The organism is Paraburkholderia sp. EB58, from assembly GCF_050436665.1.
Taxonomy (GTDB): domain Bacteria; phylum Pseudomonadota; class Gammaproteobacteria; order Burkholderiales; family Burkholderiaceae; genus Paraburkholderia.
On record NZ_JBNDMQ010000013.1, the window covers coordinates 172,377 to 191,370 of the forward strand.

The 18,994-nt window shown below is 59.1% G+C and carries 17 protein-coding genes; 14 read left to right on the forward strand and 3 right to left on the reverse strand.

The features are described from left to right. Window positions 1-83: 83 nt before the first annotated feature. From P3T40_RS20670 to P3T40_RS20685, 4 genes are all read left to right on the forward strand, one after another. The gene (locus P3T40_RS20670) at window positions 84-767 is read left to right on the forward strand and encodes a (2Fe-2S)-binding protein (RefSeq protein ID WP_429269589.1); all 684 of its coding nucleotides are present in this window, start codon (window positions 84-86) and stop codon (window positions 765-767) included. Beyond that, window positions 754-1,734, forward strand: coding sequence for an FAD binding domain-containing protein (locus tag P3T40_RS20675; RefSeq protein WP_429269590.1), 981 nt, complete (start codon window positions 754-756; stop codon window positions 1,732-1,734). Before P3T40_RS20670 ends, P3T40_RS20675 begins: the two co-directional genes overlap by 14 nt. Continuing rightward, entirely contained in the window at window positions 1,731-3,932 is a 2,202-nt protein-coding gene (locus P3T40_RS20680; protein WP_429269591.1) for a xanthine dehydrogenase family protein molybdopterin-binding subunit, read from the forward strand. The genes P3T40_RS20675 and P3T40_RS20680 overlap by 4 nt, the downstream gene beginning before the upstream one ends. Before the next feature lie 162 nt (window positions 3,933-4,094). Beyond that, on the forward strand, window positions 4,095-5,312 hold the full coding sequence (locus P3T40_RS20685; RefSeq protein WP_429269592.1) for an MFS transporter: 1,218 nt from the start codon (window positions 4,095-4,097) through the stop codon (window positions 5,310-5,312). Between the two features lie 76 nt (window positions 5,313-5,388). Here the strand turns inward: P3T40_RS20685 and P3T40_RS20690 are convergent, their stop codons facing one another. Continuing rightward, entirely contained in the window at window positions 5,389-6,300 is a 912-nt protein-coding gene (locus tag P3T40_RS20690) for a CHAD domain-containing protein (RefSeq protein ID WP_429269593.1), read from the reverse strand. A gap of 248 nt (window positions 6,301-6,548) precedes the next feature. Here P3T40_RS20690 and P3T40_RS20695 point away from each other — a divergent pair, with 248 nt between their 5' ends. After that, window positions 6,549-6,917 (forward strand): NUDIX hydrolase, encoded by a 369-nt coding sequence (locus P3T40_RS20695; protein ID WP_429269594.1) that lies wholly within the window; start codon window positions 6,549-6,551, stop codon window positions 6,915-6,917. Window positions 6,918-7,037: 120 nt separating this feature from the next. Here the strand turns inward: P3T40_RS20695 and P3T40_RS20700 are convergent, their stop codons facing one another. After that, a complete protein-coding gene (locus P3T40_RS20700) occupies window positions 7,038-8,039 on the reverse strand; it encodes a GlxA family transcriptional regulator (protein ID WP_429269595.1) in 1,002 nt (333 codons plus the stop codon). Between the two features lie 102 nt (window positions 8,040-8,141). Here P3T40_RS20700 and P3T40_RS20705 point away from each other — a divergent pair, with 102 nt between their 5' ends. The 9 genes from P3T40_RS20705 to P3T40_RS20745 all read left to right on the forward strand — a co-directional run bounded on the left by P3T40_RS20705 (window position 8,142) and on the right by P3T40_RS20745 (window position 17,737). Then, window positions 8,142-8,666 (forward strand): tautomerase family protein, encoded by a 525-nt coding sequence (locus P3T40_RS20705; RefSeq protein ID WP_429269596.1) that lies wholly within the window; start codon window positions 8,142-8,144, stop codon window positions 8,664-8,666. Between the two features lie 216 nt (window positions 8,667-8,882). Further along, the gene (locus P3T40_RS20710; protein WP_429269597.1) at window positions 8,883-9,359 is read left to right on the forward strand and encodes a MarR family winged helix-turn-helix transcriptional regulator; all 477 of its coding nucleotides are present in this window, start codon (window positions 8,883-8,885) and stop codon (window positions 9,357-9,359) included. 76 nt (window positions 9,360-9,435) lie between these two features. Next, on the forward strand, window positions 9,436-10,428 hold the full coding sequence (locus P3T40_RS20715; RefSeq protein ID WP_429269598.1) for a carbon-nitrogen hydrolase family protein: 993 nt from the start codon (window positions 9,436-9,438) through the stop codon (window positions 10,426-10,428). A 62-nt stretch (window positions 10,429-10,490) separates the two neighbouring features. Further along, complete coding sequence (locus P3T40_RS20720) at window positions 10,491-11,540, forward strand: alpha/beta fold hydrolase (RefSeq protein ID WP_429269599.1); 1,050 nt, start codon at window positions 10,491-10,493, stop codon at window positions 11,538-11,540. 177 nt (window positions 11,541-11,717) lie between these two features. Further along, entirely contained in the window at window positions 11,718-12,635 is a 918-nt protein-coding gene (locus tag P3T40_RS20725) for an NAD(P)H-binding protein (RefSeq protein ID WP_429269600.1), read from the forward strand. A gap of 38 nt (window positions 12,636-12,673) precedes the next feature. Then, a complete protein-coding gene (locus P3T40_RS20730; protein ID WP_429269601.1) occupies window positions 12,674-14,026 on the forward strand; it encodes an epoxide hydrolase family protein in 1,353 nt (450 codons plus the stop codon). Window positions 14,027-14,209: 183 nt separating this feature from the next. Beyond that, window positions 14,210-14,515, forward strand: coding sequence for a hypothetical protein (locus P3T40_RS20735; RefSeq protein ID WP_429269602.1), 306 nt, complete (start codon window positions 14,210-14,212; stop codon window positions 14,513-14,515). Between the two features lie 53 nt (window positions 14,516-14,568). Next, window positions 14,569-15,704 (forward strand): IS3 family transposase gene (locus P3T40_RS20740; protein WP_429269603.1). Its coding sequence is split into 2 segments (ribosomal slippage): window positions 14,569-14,833 and window positions 14,833-15,704, totalling 1,137 coding nucleotides; the frame shifts between segments, so codons are not numbered across the junction. A gap of 1,400 nt (window positions 15,705-17,104) precedes the next feature. Next, window positions 17,105-17,737 carry a LysE family translocator gene (locus P3T40_RS20745; RefSeq protein ID WP_429269604.1) on the forward strand — a complete coding sequence of 211 codons (633 nt, stop codon included), beginning with the start codon at window positions 17,105-17,107 and terminating at the stop codon, window positions 17,735-17,737. Between the two features lie 190 nt (window positions 17,738-17,927). Here P3T40_RS20745 and P3T40_RS20750 read toward each other — a convergent pair whose 3' ends face one another. Beyond that, the gene (locus P3T40_RS20750) at window positions 17,928-18,878 is read right to left on the reverse strand and encodes a GlxA family transcriptional regulator (RefSeq protein WP_429269605.1); all 951 of its coding nucleotides are present in this window, start codon (window positions 18,876-18,878) and stop codon (window positions 17,928-17,930) included. Window positions 18,879-18,994 lie beyond the last annotated feature (116 nt).

Genomic DNA, 18,994 nt, shown 5'->3' on the forward strand with positions numbered 1-18,994 from the left:
CGGCGGGTTCTTGACCGGTGGTCTTCCATGAAAGCGAAGCGGGGCCTGTGTTCGTGATGTGATGTAGCTATTTTGGAGTCCATATGAACAATGCTCGAGAAGCAAAAGCAGACTCGGCGGATGGAGATGAGCATCAGGGAGTGGCCGGCGTTACGATGACCCGCCGCGGTCTATTCCGGTCAACTCTTGCCGCCGCGACGTCAGTTGCGCTAAATGGTGTCCAGGCCGCACCTATCCCTGCGTCGGCGGAGAGCAAGTCTCGCGTCCTGCGTGCAAACAATCTGGTTCGCGTATCCGTCACCATCAATGGAGTTGCGCATCGTGTCGAAGTACGCTCCGACGTGACTTTGCTTGATCTACTGCGGGAGCAGTTGCACCTCACGGGTGCCAAGAAAGGGTGCAACCGCGGAGAGTGCGGTGCCTGTACGGTTATGCTGGACGGAAGGCGAGTCAACTCGTGTTTCGTTCTCGCGGCCACCCTGGAGGGCCGTCGCGTGACGACAGTCGAGGGACTCGCGACTGGCGATTCGTTGCATCCGGTGCAGCGTGCCTTTATAAAATGCGACGCCTTTCAGTGTGGGTTCTGCACGTCGGGGCAGATCATGTCTGCGCTCGGCTGCATTGAAGAGGGGCACACGGGATCGAACGTAGAGATCCGGGAATGGATGAGCGGAAATCTCTGCCGCTGTTCGGCCTATCCTCAAATCGCCGAAGCAGTCGAGACGGCTTCGGTCCAAATGCACGGAGGCGACCATGGAGCCGTTTGAATACGCACGGGTGTCGTCGACAGGCGACGCACTCACACTTGCTGGTTCCAGCGGGTCAGCGTTCCTAGCCGGTGGTACCGAGCTATTGAACTGGATGCGCATTGGGATCGAGAGGCCAACCAGGATCATTGATATCGGTCGGATTGGGGGCATGTCGGAGATCCGTCAAACACCGTCTGGCGGGCTGACCATCGGTGCGTTGAGCAAGCTGAACGATATTGCGCAGCACCCACATGTCGTGAGTGACTATCCTGTCCTCTCGCAAGCGATATTGAAGGCCGCATCGGCGCAAATCCGGAATCTGGCGACGATAGGTGGAAATCCGCTACAACGTGTGCGATGTCCATATTTCCGTGCGGATGAGCCGACCCCGTGCAATAAACGCGTTGCGGGGTCGGGCTGTGCTGCGCTGCACGGGTTCAACGAGAAGCACGCTATTTTCGGCTGGACCGAGGACTGTGTGGCTGTGCAGCCATCTGACCCGGCGGTCGCGCTTGCGGCCCTCGATGCGGTGTTCGTAACCGACCGTCCCCGAGGAGGCCGGCGGATTCCAGCCCGTGACTTCCACGTGCTGCCGGGGGAAAACCCGGCGGCGCATCACCGACTCGCGGCCGGGGAGTTGATTACCGCGGTCGAACTGCCGAGAGCGTGGCCAAAGTCCGCCTACCTGAAGATTCGCGAGCGCGAAAGCTACGAGTACGCGACTGTGTCGACAGCCGTGGCGCTCGAACTTGACGGGGACGTCATCACTAACGCACGGATCGCGCTGGGTTCGGTGGCGATGCGGCCATGGAGGTTGGACGAAACCGAGCGCAGACTGGTCGATCAGCGGCTAGGCTCCGCAGGTATCAATGCAGCCGTCGACGCAGGTCTGGTCGACGCGCGCCCACTTTCGCGCAACGGCTATAAGGTTGTTATCGCACGCAACGCGGTATTGCGCACCATCGATACGGCAGCGAGGACATGATGAGCAATCTGGGTCAATCCATTCCCCGGCATGACGGCCCCATCAAGGTAACAGGTGCCGTGCTCTATTCGGGCGATCGGAACCTCCGGTCTCAACTCTATGCGGTGTTCGTCAATGCGACGATTCCGGCAGGACGTGTCGTCTCGATAGAGACGACCGCCGCCTTGGCACGAGTCGGAGTGGTGAGAGTGTTGAAGGCGTCCGACATGCCGCGAGCGCATCGAAAGCTGGACGAAATCAGTGTGCCGCCGCTTGCGACGCGATTCATTCCCATGCAATCGGACGACATCGTCTACGAGGGACAGCCGGTCGCCATGGTGTTGGCCGAGAGTCTGCAGGCAGCCGAAGCGGGCGCTGCTGTCGTACGCGTGCGCTATGAAAGGCGCCCGTTCGTCGTACCTGACACCGCGCCTGCCGCAGACGTTGCTCCAGGGAAGGGTAATTATTCGAAAGCGAATGCACTCGAATTCCACAAGGGTGACGCAGCCGGTGCGATTGCGGGTGCGGCTTTCCGCGCGGGCGGCGAATATACGCAACCGTCTCGTCATGGCAACCCGATGGAGCCTTGCGCCATTCTCGCAGTTTGGGAGGGGCAGAGGCTGACCGTGTACGACGCCGTGCAGCATCTTCCGGCCGTGCAGAACACCTTGGCGGCAGCGTTCGGAATCGACAATTCTAACGTTCGCGTGGTTGCCCCGCACACGGGCGGAGGGTTCGGTACCAAGGCTTTTGTATGGCCTCATGAAATCCTGGTCAGCATGGCTGCCCGTGTCGCGGGTCGGCCTGTCAAGATGGTTCTGACCCGCCAGCAGCAATACAGCATGGTCGGCTACCAACCTCAGATGAGCCATGAAGTACAGCTTGGCTCGGATGCGCAGGGTAGGCTTCTCGGTGTTAGCCATCAGGCCGTGAATGTGACAGGCATGACCGACGACTATGTGGAATTTGGCGCGGTACCGGCAAAGTCCTTCTACGCCTGCGATAACATTTCTGCTACTCACCAGATCCGCCGTGGTCACGTAGTACTGCCGACCTTTATGCGTTCACCTTGGGATGGTCCGGGGTCCTGGGCACTTGGCTCGGCCATGGACGAACTCGCAAGATCGCTAAACGTCGATCCTCTCGACCTGCGCTTGACTAACTACACGGAGATTGACCCAGAGAGCGGCAAACCGTGGTCGTCAAAAAAGCTTCGGGAGGCATACGATGAAGGTGCAAGACGCTTCGGGTGGCGCGAACGTCCGAAAGGAGGAACACTCGACGGTCACTGGCGGATCGGATGCGGGATGGCGGACTGCGGCCAGGGGCAGGCACGGTTTCACTCAACCGCAAAGGTGAGGCTACGTGCGAACGGGACGGCTCAACTTGAGTCAAGCTTCTGCGACATTGGCACCGGGCCGGCCACCGTGTTTCCACAGATCGTCGCCGCCGTGCTCGGGTTGGACCCGTCGCAGGTGACGGCGCTATCGGGCGACACGAACCTGCCGTATGCCGGGCCCACCTACGGCTCAAGCACCACGATAAGCACGGGTGCCGCAGTGCAAAAAGCCGCACAGGATGTCCGGTCCAAACTGGCGAGGCTCGCCGGCTGGCCGGCGGATCAGGTTTCGCTAGAGGGCGGACGTATCGCTTACGGTGGTACGTCGCGCACCATTCAGGACGTACTGGGCGAAGCTGGTGTAGCTGAGCTCGCATCGGACGGAGCATTTGATTTACCCGGTAACGCGCCGGTAGATATGGGCTCTCCTGGCTTTCCCACGCGATCTTTCGGGGTCATCTTCGTGGAAGTCGCCGTTGATCCTGAACTGGGACTACTGCGACTTCGTCGGGCGACAGGCGTCTATAGCGCGGGGCGAATCATCAACTCCATGACGTCCCGGTCACAAATGATTGGTGGCATCGTCTGGGGATGGGGTATGGCCGCCATGGAGGCCAGCCACTACGAGCCGACACTCGGGCGCTGGCTCGCAAAAGATCTCGCGGGCGTCCCCATTCCGGTAAACGCGGATATTCCACCTGACATAGACGTGGCGTTTGTCGACGAGTTTGATGCGAACTCCGGTCCGCTCGGTGCTAAAGGGATTGGTGAACTCGGCGCGACAGGCGTCGCGGCGGCTGTGGCGAATGCTGTATTCGACGCCATCGGAGTACGTGTACGTGATCTACCCATCACGCCTGACAAACTGATCCAAATATAAAGCAGTGTAACGTCTCAGTCAGTTGTGTCGGCAATGCTGAAGTGATCAGTTCGACGTGACCATAGCAATCGGGACGCGGTCGCGATAATCTCCAGCGTGCGCGCCGGACGGACCGTCGCTGCAGAACAAGTTCATGAATAAAACCAGCGGGGTCGTCTCACGATGTATGACCAAAGGGGTAATCAATCCGCATTGCGTCAAGTTGCAGCTTCGAGGTTTTTTCTCGGCGCAACGATTGCGATGTTTCTGTCGGGTCTCGGCACGTCGGCGGCTGCACCACAGATCGTACTGTTCCTGGTGAAGGAACTCGGCGCCTCGCTGCCGTTGGCGGGATTCTATTACTTGACCAGCCTTGCAGCTCCGGTCGCGGGGTATTTCGTCGGCCGTTACTCCGACCACACCGGGAATCGACTCGGTCTGTTTCGCATGTCTGCTGTGGCGGGCTTTCTGGGCTGGGCGGGGTTGGCCCTCTCTACTTCGGTCTGGATGCCCTTCATCATCGCCGTCGCTTTGCTGGCCGTTTCCGGTGCCACCGCTTCGCAAATATTTGCGGCTGTCCACGATGAACTCACCGACAAGCCCGGCGACGCCAATGAAAATGTTGTTGCCATCATCCGTATGGCGCTTACCGGCGGATGGATCGTCGGGCCTGTCTTAGGAGCGTGGCTGGCCGCTGCCTATGGCCTGCGCCCCATGCTTTGGATGACCGCCATCTGCATGCTTCTGCAGATCGCACCTCTCGGAACGCTGAACCCAACCGTCAAGCCCAAGCCGGAGTTGGAGTCGGCGAGTGAGCCCGCGCGTCACTCCAGCCTACGCGCCATGCTTCCACTGCTGACCTTCACAGGACTTTTCGTCCTGGTCTACGCAGGGGAGCCGGTTAAGTACGGATTCCTGCTGATCTACATGGAAGAACAGCTCAAGCTCAGTCCGGCGGTACGGGGAGCGGTCATCGGAATACAGCCCTTCATCGAGCTACTCATCATGCCCTTCAGCATTGGCCTCGGCCGCAAGCTTGGCAACGTGTGGTTGATGTGTATCGCGGCCGCCATGGGGGTGTTTGCCAATCTTTGCTTTGCGCTCTGGTCGTCCGTAGCGGGCATGTTCGCCGGACAGATCCTCATGGGCGGTGTGTGGGGCATATTTATGGTTCTGGGCATCATCGTCGCTCAACGCCTTCTTCCCAATGCGGTAGCGACGGCGTCGGCCATCTTCATGAGCTCGACGGCGCTCGCCTCGGCGTTAGGAGGCATCGCGGGCGGCTTCGGGGTCGCATTCCTGGGCATTCCCAATGTCTTCCTGCTGCCAGCGCTCTTCGCGGGCATTGCCGTTGTCGGACTGGCATTGATGGCACACACTGAAAGGTTCAAGGTGTATTGATCTCGGCGAGTCGCCTGTTTGGCAGTCAACTTATGCCGATACACTGCTATGTTCAGTGTTCTTGATCGCGCCAGTCTCAGCTAGACATAGTTCGGACCCGCCGTGATGCCGCGCGCATTCGTCGGCACTTCTGTTTTTCCAGCCACTGCAGTGATTCCTGCACGACCTCCGCTGGAACCTCGTTGAATGACGCGCTGCGAATCAGAGTCTCGCTGGCAGCAATGTCGTTGAACTGCCCCAGCTTGTTCTGCACGGACGTCAACTCCTTGATGGTGCGATCGTGTCCACCCTTGAGGACGGGCTGAAAAAACTCGAGCAGGTACCTCAGCTTCTTGCCCGCCTTTCGGACGTCGTGGAGGTCTTCCTCGTGTGCGGTCTCGCGACCTGCTGCACGCCTGCTTCGCTTTTGAAGCATGCGCTGCGCCAGACGAACGCGCTTTTTGGCGAACGCCCGGATGGGAAGATCGCTGCAACGCGACTGCAGCGTGATTTGCGCGCGAAGCAGGACATCGCTCAAGAACGCCTCAACATCGTCGCTTTTGATCATCGTCTGGCTATCCACCACTGCCTGTGCACGCTTCTCGCGCGCAGCGGCCACGAGCAGTTCGATCGAGGCGCCTGACTCCTGGGCTGTTTTCAGGAGATCGCCTGCGATGTCCCAATCACGCGTTCCGCCTGCCACCGCAGCAAGACGCTTGAATTCTTCTGTGGCATTTGCAGCAGTTTCCTCCCCGAGAAAGGGGGAGTACGCCCAGTACAGAGCGCGAAGCTTTCGGAAGGCGATTCGAAGTTGATGAAACCCCTCAGCATCGCTCTTTGTGGATAGTTCTTTCGCCCTTTGCACTGCCTCCGCTACTACCGGAGTCGCCAATGATGAAAAGGTACTGGCGATGGAGCTTGTCTTCGAGAGTGTCGAACCGGCCGCCCGCCGATCGAATTTGATGCGAGTGTTTGGCCGCGGTAAAGGCCAGTCACCATCCAGATTCATTTCAGCCTCAGGTCGGACAAAAATATGTTGTGGCTAGAACTTACCATACTGGTCTTCGCCCCACGCGCTCTTTGTGACGGTTTGATGAAACGATTCGCAAGGTGTGGCGCGTGTAGCGCCCTCAGTTCGCGGCGTCGCCGGGCGCCTGCTGTTCTGTATTAGGATGCTTACCTACGTCAGTCACCGTTCGACACGCTGACGCATCGAGCGCGCCTCGAAAATGCCTGGAACCTAAGTGGGAGTTCGGTTTGAAAAAACGCGCCACCGTGATCTGTCGCAGAGGTAAGCGAATCCTCCTGGTCACACGTACTCGGTCGAAGTGGACTTTGCCGGGCGGGATCCTGAAGCGTGGAGAACATCTCTCGGACGCTGCGCTTCGAGAACTCAAGGAAGAAACGCGGCTTTCCGGGAAATCAGCCAGGTACCTCTTCGACGTCCGTGGAAAGCAGAAACATCATCACGTGTTCGCCTGCGAAATCTCAAACCGCGCCAAAGCTCGCCCGAGCAACGAAATATCCAGATGCCGCTGGGTTCACCTCGACGACCTCCCAAGCCTTATGACCAGTGGACCGACGACCGACATCGTAAAGCTCATGGGTCAACGTCGCAGGAAGTAGCACAGTCGTCTGCGTGGCTACCCGTCATCCTGCGAAAATCCCGCCGTTCTGTGGCCTTCGGCTGTCCGAACGCCCGTTGCGATTGGCTCAGCTCGACTGACAGCCAATTTGCTGTCGAAACTAATCTAGAGAACGTGCAAATCGCCGTTGATACTCGCGCGGTGACAGTTCAGTTTTATGCTTGAACAATTGGCGGAACGTGCTGGGATCGCCGTAACCGACTCGTTCGCTGATGGCGTCGAGGTCGACGTCGCCGGACTCCAGCAACCGCTTGGCGACTTCCACACGCAAGGTCTGAAGATAACCTACCGGTGTATCGCCCACCGCCTGCTTAAAACGCCTGTGGAGCGTGCGTTCGCTGACCGCCAGATGGGCCGCAAGGTCGGACATTCGAAATCGCTGTTGCAGCGTGGCCTCCATCTGTCGCTGTGCGCGTACGACAAGCTGGTCCGTGTGCCCCTGCTCGTCGAGCAACGTGGCATACGAGGCCTGCGAGGCACGATTGACGTCGATCAACAAGGTCTTGGCGACGAGCATCGCCAGCTTTGAGTCGGTCAGTCGTTCGACCAATCGCACAGCAAGATTCAGATAGGACGTCACCGCGCCACCGCATAGGATGCCTGATTGCTCAGTCAACACTTCGCGTGAGCGAAGCTCAACCTTAGGATAGCGTCGCGAGAAATCGGCCGCTCTGGACCAATGCGTTGTAGCAATCCGATGGTCCAGCAATCCCGCTTCAGCTAGCAGATAGCTGCCCGTGCAATAGGACGCAAGCAGCGTCCCCGCCTTGTGCTGAAGCCGCAATGCGGACGACAGGTCGCGCACCTGATCGTGGCGAGCGAGAAAAGCGTCCATGTCTGCGACGAATGGCGCGGTTACCAGAATCGCATCGGAACGCTTGCGGGCGTCGATACAACCATCCACTGCGATGCTTTGGCCTGACGCGGCGCGCACCGGTTGCCCATCCAGGGATTCCACACGCCAGACAAATTTCGGAGATGTCGCACGGGAGCCGGCCGTTCTCTTGCTCGCCAGCGAATTGGCGGCATGCAAAACATCAATGGGACCAGCGACACCCGACGCCAGAATCCCGTCGAAGACCCAGAAACGAACAGTAGGCATGATGTCTGAATTTCCATGAAAAATGGCGATACTGCCACTGGTCGAAGCGTTTAGCAAGGCTGATGATTGCCACTGTCAAACGACAGCTATAGGACTATCGCCATGCCAATGATCGACGCACTGATTCCTGAAAACGCACTGACGCCAGAAGCCGAGGCACGCCTGCTCAAGGAGATGACCGACATCCTGATCCGGGCCGAAGGGTACGAACCCGATAACGAAGTCGCACGACGCGTATCGTTCCTCTTTCTCCACCGGCCCGCTGCAATATTTGTGGGTGGTGTGCCGTCTGCGTCGCCCCGATACCGGGTCATTCCTTCGGTACCCGAAGGGCAATACACCGATGCGGCGCGCGAGACGCTCGTCAGGGAGATAACCGCAGCCATTGCTCGAGCTGAAGGCGTAACGTTCGAGGAGATAGCGCCACGGGTGTGGGTGTTCCCGACTGAAATTCCCGATGGCCAATGGGGCGGTGCAGGCGGAATTCGCAGGCTTTCCGATATCCATGCCCTTATTGCCGGTGAGCACGACCGGAAAACGGGAGAGGAGCGCCTTGCGCGGCGGCGTCGCGAGAAGGCGCAGGAGACGCTGGCAGGTGCGGTCGACGCTATCTCCAGGCTCTCCTGACGGCGGGTAGTTTCGCTGGCTGTACTGCGCGCGTCGCACGGCTCGACTTTGTATCTCAACGTATCTGCTGCCTGCGCTGACATGCGCGCTTACAAAAGCCGTCGTTCCCGACACATACCAGATACGTCTGTCCGCTCAAATACGTCCATCGAATGCTGGACCTGCACTGCAATGTTCTCCTTAGCGAATTGCTAGCGCGGGACTTGCATATGCAACATGAGGGTGATCATGACTTTAGACGTTCAACGCAAGGCGGGTGATGAGGTGAGCAGCGAGATCGCGCGCAACTGTCTGCTTACGCGTACGAGACAGATTTCAAGAGTGTTGACTGCGATCTACGACGAGGAACTGCGGCCATTCGGTATCGCCTCCCCACAGTTCACCCTGCTCGTGCTCATCATGGAGCTTGGACCACTTAGCCGCTCAGATTTGGGGCGCAGAAACCATCACGACCGGTCGACGTTGAGTAGGAATCTGCAACCACTCATCTCGCAGGGATGGGTTTTCGAGGGCGTTCCTGGCGACGATGGTCGCAGTCGGCCCCTTTCGCTGACGGAGCAAGGCAAAGAATTGCTGCACCGCGCTGCGTTCGCGTGGTCGGTCGCGCAAACAAAAGCCAAGGCCCTGCTGGGAGAGGTTGGCGCCAATGCGCTCATGGGCATAGCAGGCGAGTTGCCGCGCCGCATGAGCTAAGTTTTTACATTGAATGTTGCATATGCAATACCACCAGAGGGCTTCGTGCCCATCCCTATCAGTCAAGGAGTTCGCAATGAAAGTCGTCAAAGCCGCCGCAGTTCAGATCAGCCCTGTGCTCTACAGCCGTGAGGCAACCGTCGCAAAGGTTGTGCAGAAGATCCTCGAACTCGGTGAGAAGGGCGTGCAGTTCGCTACGTTCCCGGAGACCGTGGTGCCTTACTACCCGTACTTTGCTGCAGTCCAGACAGGCATTCAGCTTCTGTCCGGAACCGAGCATCTGAGATTGCTCGAACAGTCCGTGACGGTACCGTCACCCGCGACTGACGCGATTGGAGAGGCCGCCCGCAAGGCGGGCATGGTGGTGTCAATCGGCGTCAACGAGCGCGACGGCGGAACCATCTACAACACGCAGTTGCTGTTCGACGCCGACGGCACCCTGATCCAGCGCCGCCGCAAGATCACGCCTACGCATTTCGAACGCATGATCTGGGGGCAGGGCGACGGGTCGGGCCTACGCGCTGTCGACAGCAAGGTCGGTCGCATTGGCCAGCTCGCATGCTTTGAACACAACAACCCGCTGGCACGCTACGCGATGATTGCCGACGGCGAGCAGATCCATTCGGCCATGTATCCGGGTTCTGCGTTCGGCGATGGGTTTGCCCAAAGAATGGAAATCAATATCCGTCAGCATGCTCTCGAGTCTGGAGCGTTCGTCGTGAACGCCACGGCCTGGCTGGACGCCGATCAGCAGGCGCAGATCATGAAGGACACGGGTTGCGCGATTGGTCCGATCTCGGGCGGTTGCTTCACCACCATCGTCGCACCCGACGGCATGCTGGTGGGCGAGCCTCTCCGTTCAGGCGAGGGCGAGGTCATCGCCGACCTCGATTTCACGCAGATCGACCGGCGCAAGATGTTGATGGACGCGGCCGGCCACTACAACCGTCCCGAACTGCTTAGTCTCCTGGTCGACCGTACGCCGACCGCGCACATTCACGAGCGCACTGCGCACCGCATGACGAATGTTCAACAAGACCCGGACGATCAGGGTGTCACGGCTGCCTGAGCATAGAGAACCAGCCGCGCTGCGGCCGCGGGATTAACCCTGCACATGTATGGAGATTTGCTTTGAAAGTCATTACCAGGATCGGAGCCGTGAGCGCGGCGCTTGCCGGACTTTTGGTGGCGGCCGCCCCAAGCCATGCACGAGAGGACGCCAAAGTGCACCCGGATGCGGTGACCGTGCAAAAACTCGCAGCGGCGAGGGTAGCCGGCGTGTCGGACGCAGCGCTGGTGAGGTCTTTGCCTGGATTCAGGAACGGCTTCGCCGAGGTCAACGGTGTGCGTCTGCACTATGTCGTGGGCGGCAAAGGTGAGCCGCTAGTATTGTTGCCAGGTTGGCCCGAGACCTGGTGGACATTTCACAAGATCATGCCGGCGCTGGCCGCGCACTACACCGTCATCGCCGTGGATCTGCGTGGCATGGGCGCATCGTCCCGCCCCGCAGACGGCTACGACAAGAAGACCATGGCCGGCGACATCCACGAACTGATCAAGTCGTTGGGCTATGACAAGGTCAACGTCGCGGGGCACGACATTGGCTCGGCGGTGGCGTTCGCGTATGCGGAGAACTACCCGCAGGCCACCGGCAAGCTGGTGATGGTGGAACTGCCTCACCCGGACGACAGCCTGTTGTCGTTTCCACTGCTGCCCGCACAAGGCAGCTTTGGCGACAAGCTGGGCTCGTCACGCCCGTACCTGTGGTGGTTCGCTTTCAACCAGGTCAACGGGCTGCCCGAGAAGCTGCTGGTCGGTCACATTCGCGTGGAGCAGGACTGGCTCTTCAAGTACTTTCTGGTGGACGAGAACGCGGTGGATGCGCGAGACCGCGCCGTGTACGAGCGTGCCTACAACAGCGCTGACGCGATACGCGCCAGCAACGCCTGGTATCAGACCCTCACGCAGGACGTGAGCGACAACAGGAGCTACGGCACGCTGGAGATGCCGGTGCTGGCGATGGGTGGCCCGGCCTACGGATGGATGAAGAAGGTTGTTGCACAGAAGACGGCGAACCTGACCGCCGTCAAGGTGGAAGGCAGCGGCCACTTCGTTCAGGAAGAACAGCCCGAGTTTGTCACCAGGACGATGGTTGATTTTCTGCAGGATGACCACCAGTGAACGTTAAGCGAGCGGCCTGAAAGGCAGCAACAGTTGGACGCAGTCTGTAGTGATGTGTGCATATACATACACAAAAAATAACTGAAGTGAAATAAGCCGGTGTGAAGCAAACGAAGCCCAGAAAGCTACCTAATCTCAACCTGTCTGAACGCAACAAACGAGGTACTCGATATGACTATGAAATCTACACATGAAAGCCCGATTCTCGTAACCGGCGCAGCCGGCGAAATCGGTTCCATAGGCCGCCATCTGACTGAGATGCTGCTTGCCAGGGGCCACAAAGTGCGCGCTATGGTGCGTCGCGAAGACGGACGCGCCGACAGCCTGCGCCAGCTCGGCGCCGAGGTCGTGGTCGGCGACCTGACCGACCTGCAGTCGGTCCACCGCGCCATTGAAGGTTGCAAGCGCATTTACTTCAGCATGTCCGTGTCGGCGGCCTATCTGGAAGCCACGGTGAACTTCGCCGCGGTGGCGCGTCATCACGGTGTCGAAGCCATCGTGAACATGTCGCAGATGACGGTAACGGGGATGAGCATCACCGAAACCACCAACAGTCCGCAGCACAAATTGCATTGGCTCGCGGAGCAGGCGTTGGCCTGGTCAGGCCTGCCGGTCGTGACGGTGCGGCCCACTGCGTTCATGGAAGGCTTCTTCCTGCGCCTTGCCGTCAACGGCGTGCGCGAAACCGACGAGCTGGTGCTGCCGCTGGGCAAATCCAGGACCTCGCCCATCGCAGCTGTCGACGTGGCTCGCGTCGTGGCCGCAATCTTCGATGACCCTACATCGCACATCCGCCAGATCTACAACCTCACCGGTCCCGAGTCGGCCGATCTGGATCACTATGCGCGCGCTTTCTCCGAAGCGCTCGGCCGCACGATCCGTTACCGCAACGTACCGGTCGAGGCATGGTCGCAAAAGCTTCGTGAGCTGGGTGTGCCCGAATACCTGATCAGCCACCTTGCTGTGTTGGCCGAACTTCACGGACAAGGCCGGTTCGACCGCATGACCGACGACGTATTCAAGCTCACAGGCCAGCAGCCAATGAGCATGAGCGAGTTCGTGAAGGAACACACCGCTGAGTTCACTCGGGGCTAAGCCACGGTTAGCGTCCAACATCACTGATTGGAGTTCTTATGTCAGACAACAACTCTCCCCAAGTCCCTTCACGCCGCCGTTTCATTGGCGTCGCAGCGGCGGCCGTTGCTGCGGGCTCGCTGAGTCAGCTTGCCTTTGCAGAAACGAACCAGGCCATCACGGAAGTCTCGCCGCCGGCCGGTGGCGACAAGACCGCCATTCGTCCCCTTCGCGTGCATGTGCCCGAATCGCAGTTGATCGACTTGCGGCGACGTATCAAGGCAACGCGATGGCCTGATCGCGAGACGGTCACGGATGACTCGCAAGGCGTGCCGCTCGCGATGATTCAGGAACTCGCGCGCCATTGGTCCACGGATTACGACTGGCGCAAGTGCGAGGCAAAACTGAACTCGTATCCAAATTTCGTGACCGAGATCGACGGGCTGGATATGCACTTCATCCACGTTCGTTCGAAACACGAAAACGCGATGCCGCTAATTGTCACGCACGGGTGGCCTGGTTCGGTTATCGAGCAGCTCAAGATCATCGAGCCGCTGACCAATCCCACGGCATATGGTGCGAGCGCGTCGGACGCTTTCCATCTGGTCATTCCGTCCTTGCCGGGCTACGGATTTTCAGGCAAGCCGACCACGACCGGCTGGGGCCCGGAGCGCACAGCGCGCGCCTGGGTTGTATTGATGAAGCGGCTTGGGTATGAGAAATTTGCTGCACAAGGCGGCGATCTGGGCGGTGTTGTCTGCAACGTCATGGCCAAACAGGCGCCACCGGAATTGCTGGGCATTCACACCAACTTCCCCGCAACGATTCCCCCGGAGATTGTAAAGGCGCTTCAAATTGGCAGTCCGGCGCCGGCCAGTCTCTCAGACGACGAAAGGCACGCTTACGAGCAATTGAGCAATTTATCCAAGCGACGCGCCTACGCATTGGAGCAGGGCACGCGTCCGCAAACGCTCTACGGTCTGTCGGACTCGCCAACTGCGCTGGCAAGCTGGCTGCTTGATCACCCTGACGGTTATGGCCAGCCAGCGGCAGCACTCACGTCGGCCGTGCTCGGGCGAACGATCAACGGATACTCTGCGGGCGAACTGACACGAGACGATGTTCTCGACGATATCACGCTCTACTGGGTGACGAACACCGGGGTGTCCGCGGCTCGCTTCTATTGGGAATCTCACTTCAACTTTTACGCCGCCGCCGACGTTTCCGTCCCGGCTGCCATGAGTGCCTTTCCTGGCGAGAATTATCAGGCCCCGCGCAGCTGGTCGGAGCGGGCGTATCAGAACCTTATCTACTACAACAAGCCCGAAAAGGGTGGGCACTTTGCGGCGTGGGAACAGCCGAAAATATTCGCCGCAGAGGTCCGCGAAGGTTTGCGATCCCTGCGCACGTAACTGATATCAGGAGGCTCAGGCGGTTGCCCTCGACCACTCTCACACGCGTGGGCTTGCTGACACGGCCGATCTTGCCCAACTGGCCAGAATCTCCGCCGACATGTCGGTGCTGGACGTTGGATAAAACGCCTTCTTCTTAATTTGACAACAGCCTCTGTGCTGGTCGCTTCTGCTGGAGTTTCCATGTCGCAAACCACTCCGATGCCAACCACGCCAACCACGAAGATATTGGCGATTGGCACCTTTCCGCCGGGCACGGACATGCAACTTGTCCAACACATTCTTCCGACCGAAGTTCGCGAGACGGCGCAGCTTTACCTCGAGGGCAAGATTGACCAGTGGTATTCACTGCAAGACCGGGCTGGGGTGGCGTTCATCCTGAACGTTATGGACGTAAATCAAGCGCATGAAATGCTTGAGGCACTTCCTTTGGGGAAAGCGCATTTGATGACATTAGAGGTGGCCGCGCAAATTCGGACAGTCGGATAAGTGGAACGCACGGGGCCTGAGCCGGCGATAATGCCGACAAAGGAACCAGGAAGATGACGAAGAGAACCCGACGGACGCACTCAGCCGCGTTCAAAGCGAAAGTGGCGATGGCGGCGGTCAAGGGTGAGCGCACGCTAGCCGAATTGGCGCAGCAGTTTGATGTGCACCCGAACCAGATCACCGAATGGAAGCGGCAGTTGCAGGAACGTGCGGCCGACGTGTTTGGCGCAGGCGGCACGGCGTCGAGCGAGCCGCAAGTCGATTTGAAGGAGCTACATGCGAAGATCGGCCAGCTCACGCTGGAGAACGATTTTTTAAGCGGCGCGCTCAACAAGGCGGGATTGCTGAGCGCAAAGCGATGATCGATCGTACGCACGCATTGCCGGTCTCGCAGCAGGCGCGACTCATTGGTATCGCAAGATCGAGCGTGTACTACCGGGCGCAACCGGTGAGCGAGGCAGACCAGTTGCTGATGCGCCGGATCGATGAACTGCACATGGAGTTTCCGTTTGCGGGAGCGCGGATGCTGGCGCGCCTGCTGCGTCGCGAGGGACACGAGATTGGCCGCAGGCGCGTACGCACGCTGATGAAGCGCATGGGTATTGAGGCGCTGTACTGCAAGCCGAACACGAGCCGACGTAATGCGCAGCACAAGATCTGGCCGTATCTGCTGCGGGGCATGACGATCAATCGGGCAAACCAGGTCTGGGCACTGGATACGACTTATATCCCGATGGCACGCGGCTTTGTGTATCTGACCGCCGTGGTGGACTGGGCCAGCCGGAAGGTACTGGCCCACCGCGTAGCGATCACGATGGAGGCGATGCACGCTGTCGAGGCGTTGGAAGAAGCGTTCGCGAAGTACGGGCAACCTGAGATCGTCAATACCGACCAGGGGAGCCAGTTCACCGCGACAGTGTTCACCGAGGCCGTGCTCAGCCGGGGCATCCGCTTGTCGATGGACGGCAAAGGTGCCTGGCGAGACAACGTGTTCGTGGAGCGCGTGTGGCGAAGCCTGAAATATGAAGAGGTGTATCTGAAAGCCTATGAATCGGTCGGCCACGCCCGGCGCTCAATCGGCGATTACATCAATCTGTACAACCAGAGACGACCTCATTCGAGTCTGGAAGACCGCACGCCGGATGAGGCATACTTCGCGACGCTGCCTGCGATCAAATTGGCAGCATGACTGCCCCGGACGTTCCACTTAAAAATCTCAGGTGCGACACGTGTCGCCGTCCGCCGGACGTAAACCGGCAAAGAAGTGGATGGCAAAGCTCGTTTATGCCTTGTCACGCACGGATTTCCCGTGTCGTGACCTGCTGCACGACCAGCAGTTGCCTACCGGGACGTGCGTGACTGGCAACGGTCGGGTACGAAGCTTCCGGGACAAAGTACCCCTCGTAAGACGTCACAGCCGGCGACGGTATGACGACGCTGCGAGCCGCAGTGTGGCGTGGGGGCTAGGCAAGTTCCGCATGCGCAACGGATGTGAATCGTCGATAAACCTCGTGATTTAAAGCGGGCCAAAGCGGCTGGTAGGCCCGAACCAAAATGGTACGCAGCAGGTTACTCCTTTCTGAGATGGGGGTGCGTCGTCGCAACGCTGCCGGGGAATAGACGGGCGCTAAACGGATAGGCCCGGAGGCATTCGGGTCGGCAAAAGCGGGAACGTGGTAAATCCAATTGTCCGCCCACGCCAGTGGTTTGGCTAAGGCAGGTGACCCGCGAGGGGATCTGTTGGACAAGTGGATAGGAGAACGCGGAAAAAGCGAATGGCGGGCGGTAATAGCTCGCATAGGGGTTCGAGATTTGCCCCGACCTGAAAGGGTGCAGACTTCCGCGTGGTGCAGTTGTCGCAGGTCCACGTTTGAGATTCATCGAGGGGAAGCTTGTGAGAAACCGGTATCACTACGGTTCAGCGCCCTTCGTCTCAGCGATGAGACGAGTCAACAACGTGATGCTTGCTTGCGAAGGGCTCGTGCAATTGGCGAGACCGGCGTCAGCGCGACGCTTAAGGCTGTGCTCGAGCGCAGTGCAGTGAAAGTTGCATGCTGCGTTCTTCGGGGGCCCCGTTGCCGTGAGGCAGTGGGGCTACCCACTAAGACTGTCCGAACAAGCGAGGCCACCTCTATTCTCGCTCCTCCCAATAGGCCCACTGAAGCCGTTGAGTAAGCTGTTGAATCCGCCTTCACCGCAGTAGAAAGCGCTAGAGCGCGATGACGGGCCTCGGTAGGGCCGCCTGTGCGAGTCCACCACGATTTGTGTCTGATAGTCCTCGAATGATGGCAGTACTGCCACTTCCAGGTTCTCCCGTAAAGCGCGATGATCGGCAAAACGAAACACATGACCCGACGCCGTAGTGATGGGGAGGATGGAGAAGGTTGCCTATATCAAGGATGCGTTCAACCTTGCATCCCATCGCCACTGGGGCAGCAGCAACTGGTGACAGTCGCAGTGTCTCATCTGGCAGCTAGACTTAGTACGCGGATATGGGTGCGCTCGTTCTGGGTACACAAACTGACGCTTGAGTGCCCGCATGACCCCTCAGGTGCCGGTAGCGGCATCGACCTTTTGTGGATCCCAAACATGACTGGAAACGCCTTCTTCTCGACAAACCTGCTGCTTGCCTATGCAGCGTATTTCGTTGGCACCGCGAGTCCCGGGCCGAGCAACCTCGCAATTATGTCCATAGCAGCCAATCATGGCCGGAAAGCGGCGTTGATGTTCGCACTCGGTGTCATCTCGGGGTCGATGTTTTGGGCGACGGTGGCAACGCTAGGCGTGTCGGCTGCCCTGATCGCCTATTCTCAATTCATCATTGCCGTCAAGATTTTTGGTGGTCTATATCTCTTGTGGCTAGCCTTCAAATCCGGACGCAATGCCCTTGCGACAGCAGCTACATCCGCAATGCAGCTGGAACGAACACAGACATTGACGGGCGTCTACGCCCGCGGAGCGATGCTCCATCTCACCAATCCGAAAGCCATCCTCGTTTGGGTTTCAATTGTTGCTCTATCGTCGAACAGCACGGGATCAGCCCATAGTGCTGTAATTGCAGGCTGTGCGGCCATTGGATGTTTGGTGTTCGGCGGTTACGCCGTACTCTTTTCGACGGACTCGGCTCGCAGGATGTACGTGCGGACCCGTCGTTCACTGGAAGGATGCCTGGCCGTAGTATTCGGGATTGCCGGGATCAGGCTCCTGGCGTCGCGTGTCTAGCTAGTTTCTTTGCAAAGGCGCTCGATGCCTTTGTCGGCGCGGTCACGGCTTCCAGTTGTTTCGTTTTCCGTACCAAGTTGAGACAAACTACCAGGCCGTCGAACATCGAACTGCCGCAGCCGACATAAAGCAGCGATTCGTCAGGGGGCGGCACTCCAATCACAGGAGATGGCCCGCCGAAGAGACATTTTCATGTCGAGCCGATCGCCACGCGTGCGTTACGACGGAATGCTTGCGGCGGTTGCCCGAACACCCTCAGGAACGCCTCGCGCATCCTTCGAGTATCGGAGAACCCGGTATCGCTGGCGATCCGATCGATCGTGTGCCGGCTTTCCTCAAGCATCAGTCGCGCTGTTTCAAGACGCAGTCGCTCGACGGCCTTTGCCGGAGTCTGCCCCGTCTCCGCACGAAACGCCCGACTGAACTGACGCGGGCTCAAGCGCGCGACCTCCGCCAATTGCTCGACCGAGAGCGGCTCGCTGAGATTCTTCTTTGCATACGTTAGCGCGGACTGAATGCGATCCGACTTCGGCTCGAGCTCGAGCAGCGCGGAGTGTTGCGATTGACCACCTGCCCGCCGATGATAGACCACGAGGTTTCGCGCAACCGCCCGCGCCACTTTGGCGCCGAGATCATTTTCTACCAGCGCGAGTGCCAGGTCGATACCGGCAGTCATGCCCGCCGAGGTCCAGATCGGCCCGTCCGAGATAAAGATCCGATCGTCGTCAACCGTGACAGATGGAAAGCGGGTGCGCAAATCGTGCGCATAGTACCAGTGGGTGGTCGCCCGGCGGCCATCAAGCAACCCAGCCTCCGCCAGCACAAATGCACCCGTACAGATCGAGGCAGTACGCCGCGCGGTCCCGGCGCTGCGACGCACATACGCCAGCACACCCGGCGGTGGTTCAGCGGCGGCCGGATTGCTTCCCGGGAAAATGACCGTGTCAAACACGCGGTCGTCAATAGCTTCGGTCAATACGGTGAGACCGCTTGAAGCTCGTACCGGGCCTCCCCCTTCTGAAACATTGAGCATTTCATAGAAAGGCTCAGCGAGTTCTACATTTGTGAACTCGAACACGGATTGCGCGGCGAGAGCCATCGAATAGAAGCCATCGAACACCACAAACGCAACTGTCGGCATGGTCGTCTCCTGGATCGAGCGCGTCCCTAAAACGTACTTTATACGTCCTTTGAGACATCGACAATTGACCGTATAAATATCGGTGAGGAACACGGTTGGCGGCACGTTGTGCAGCG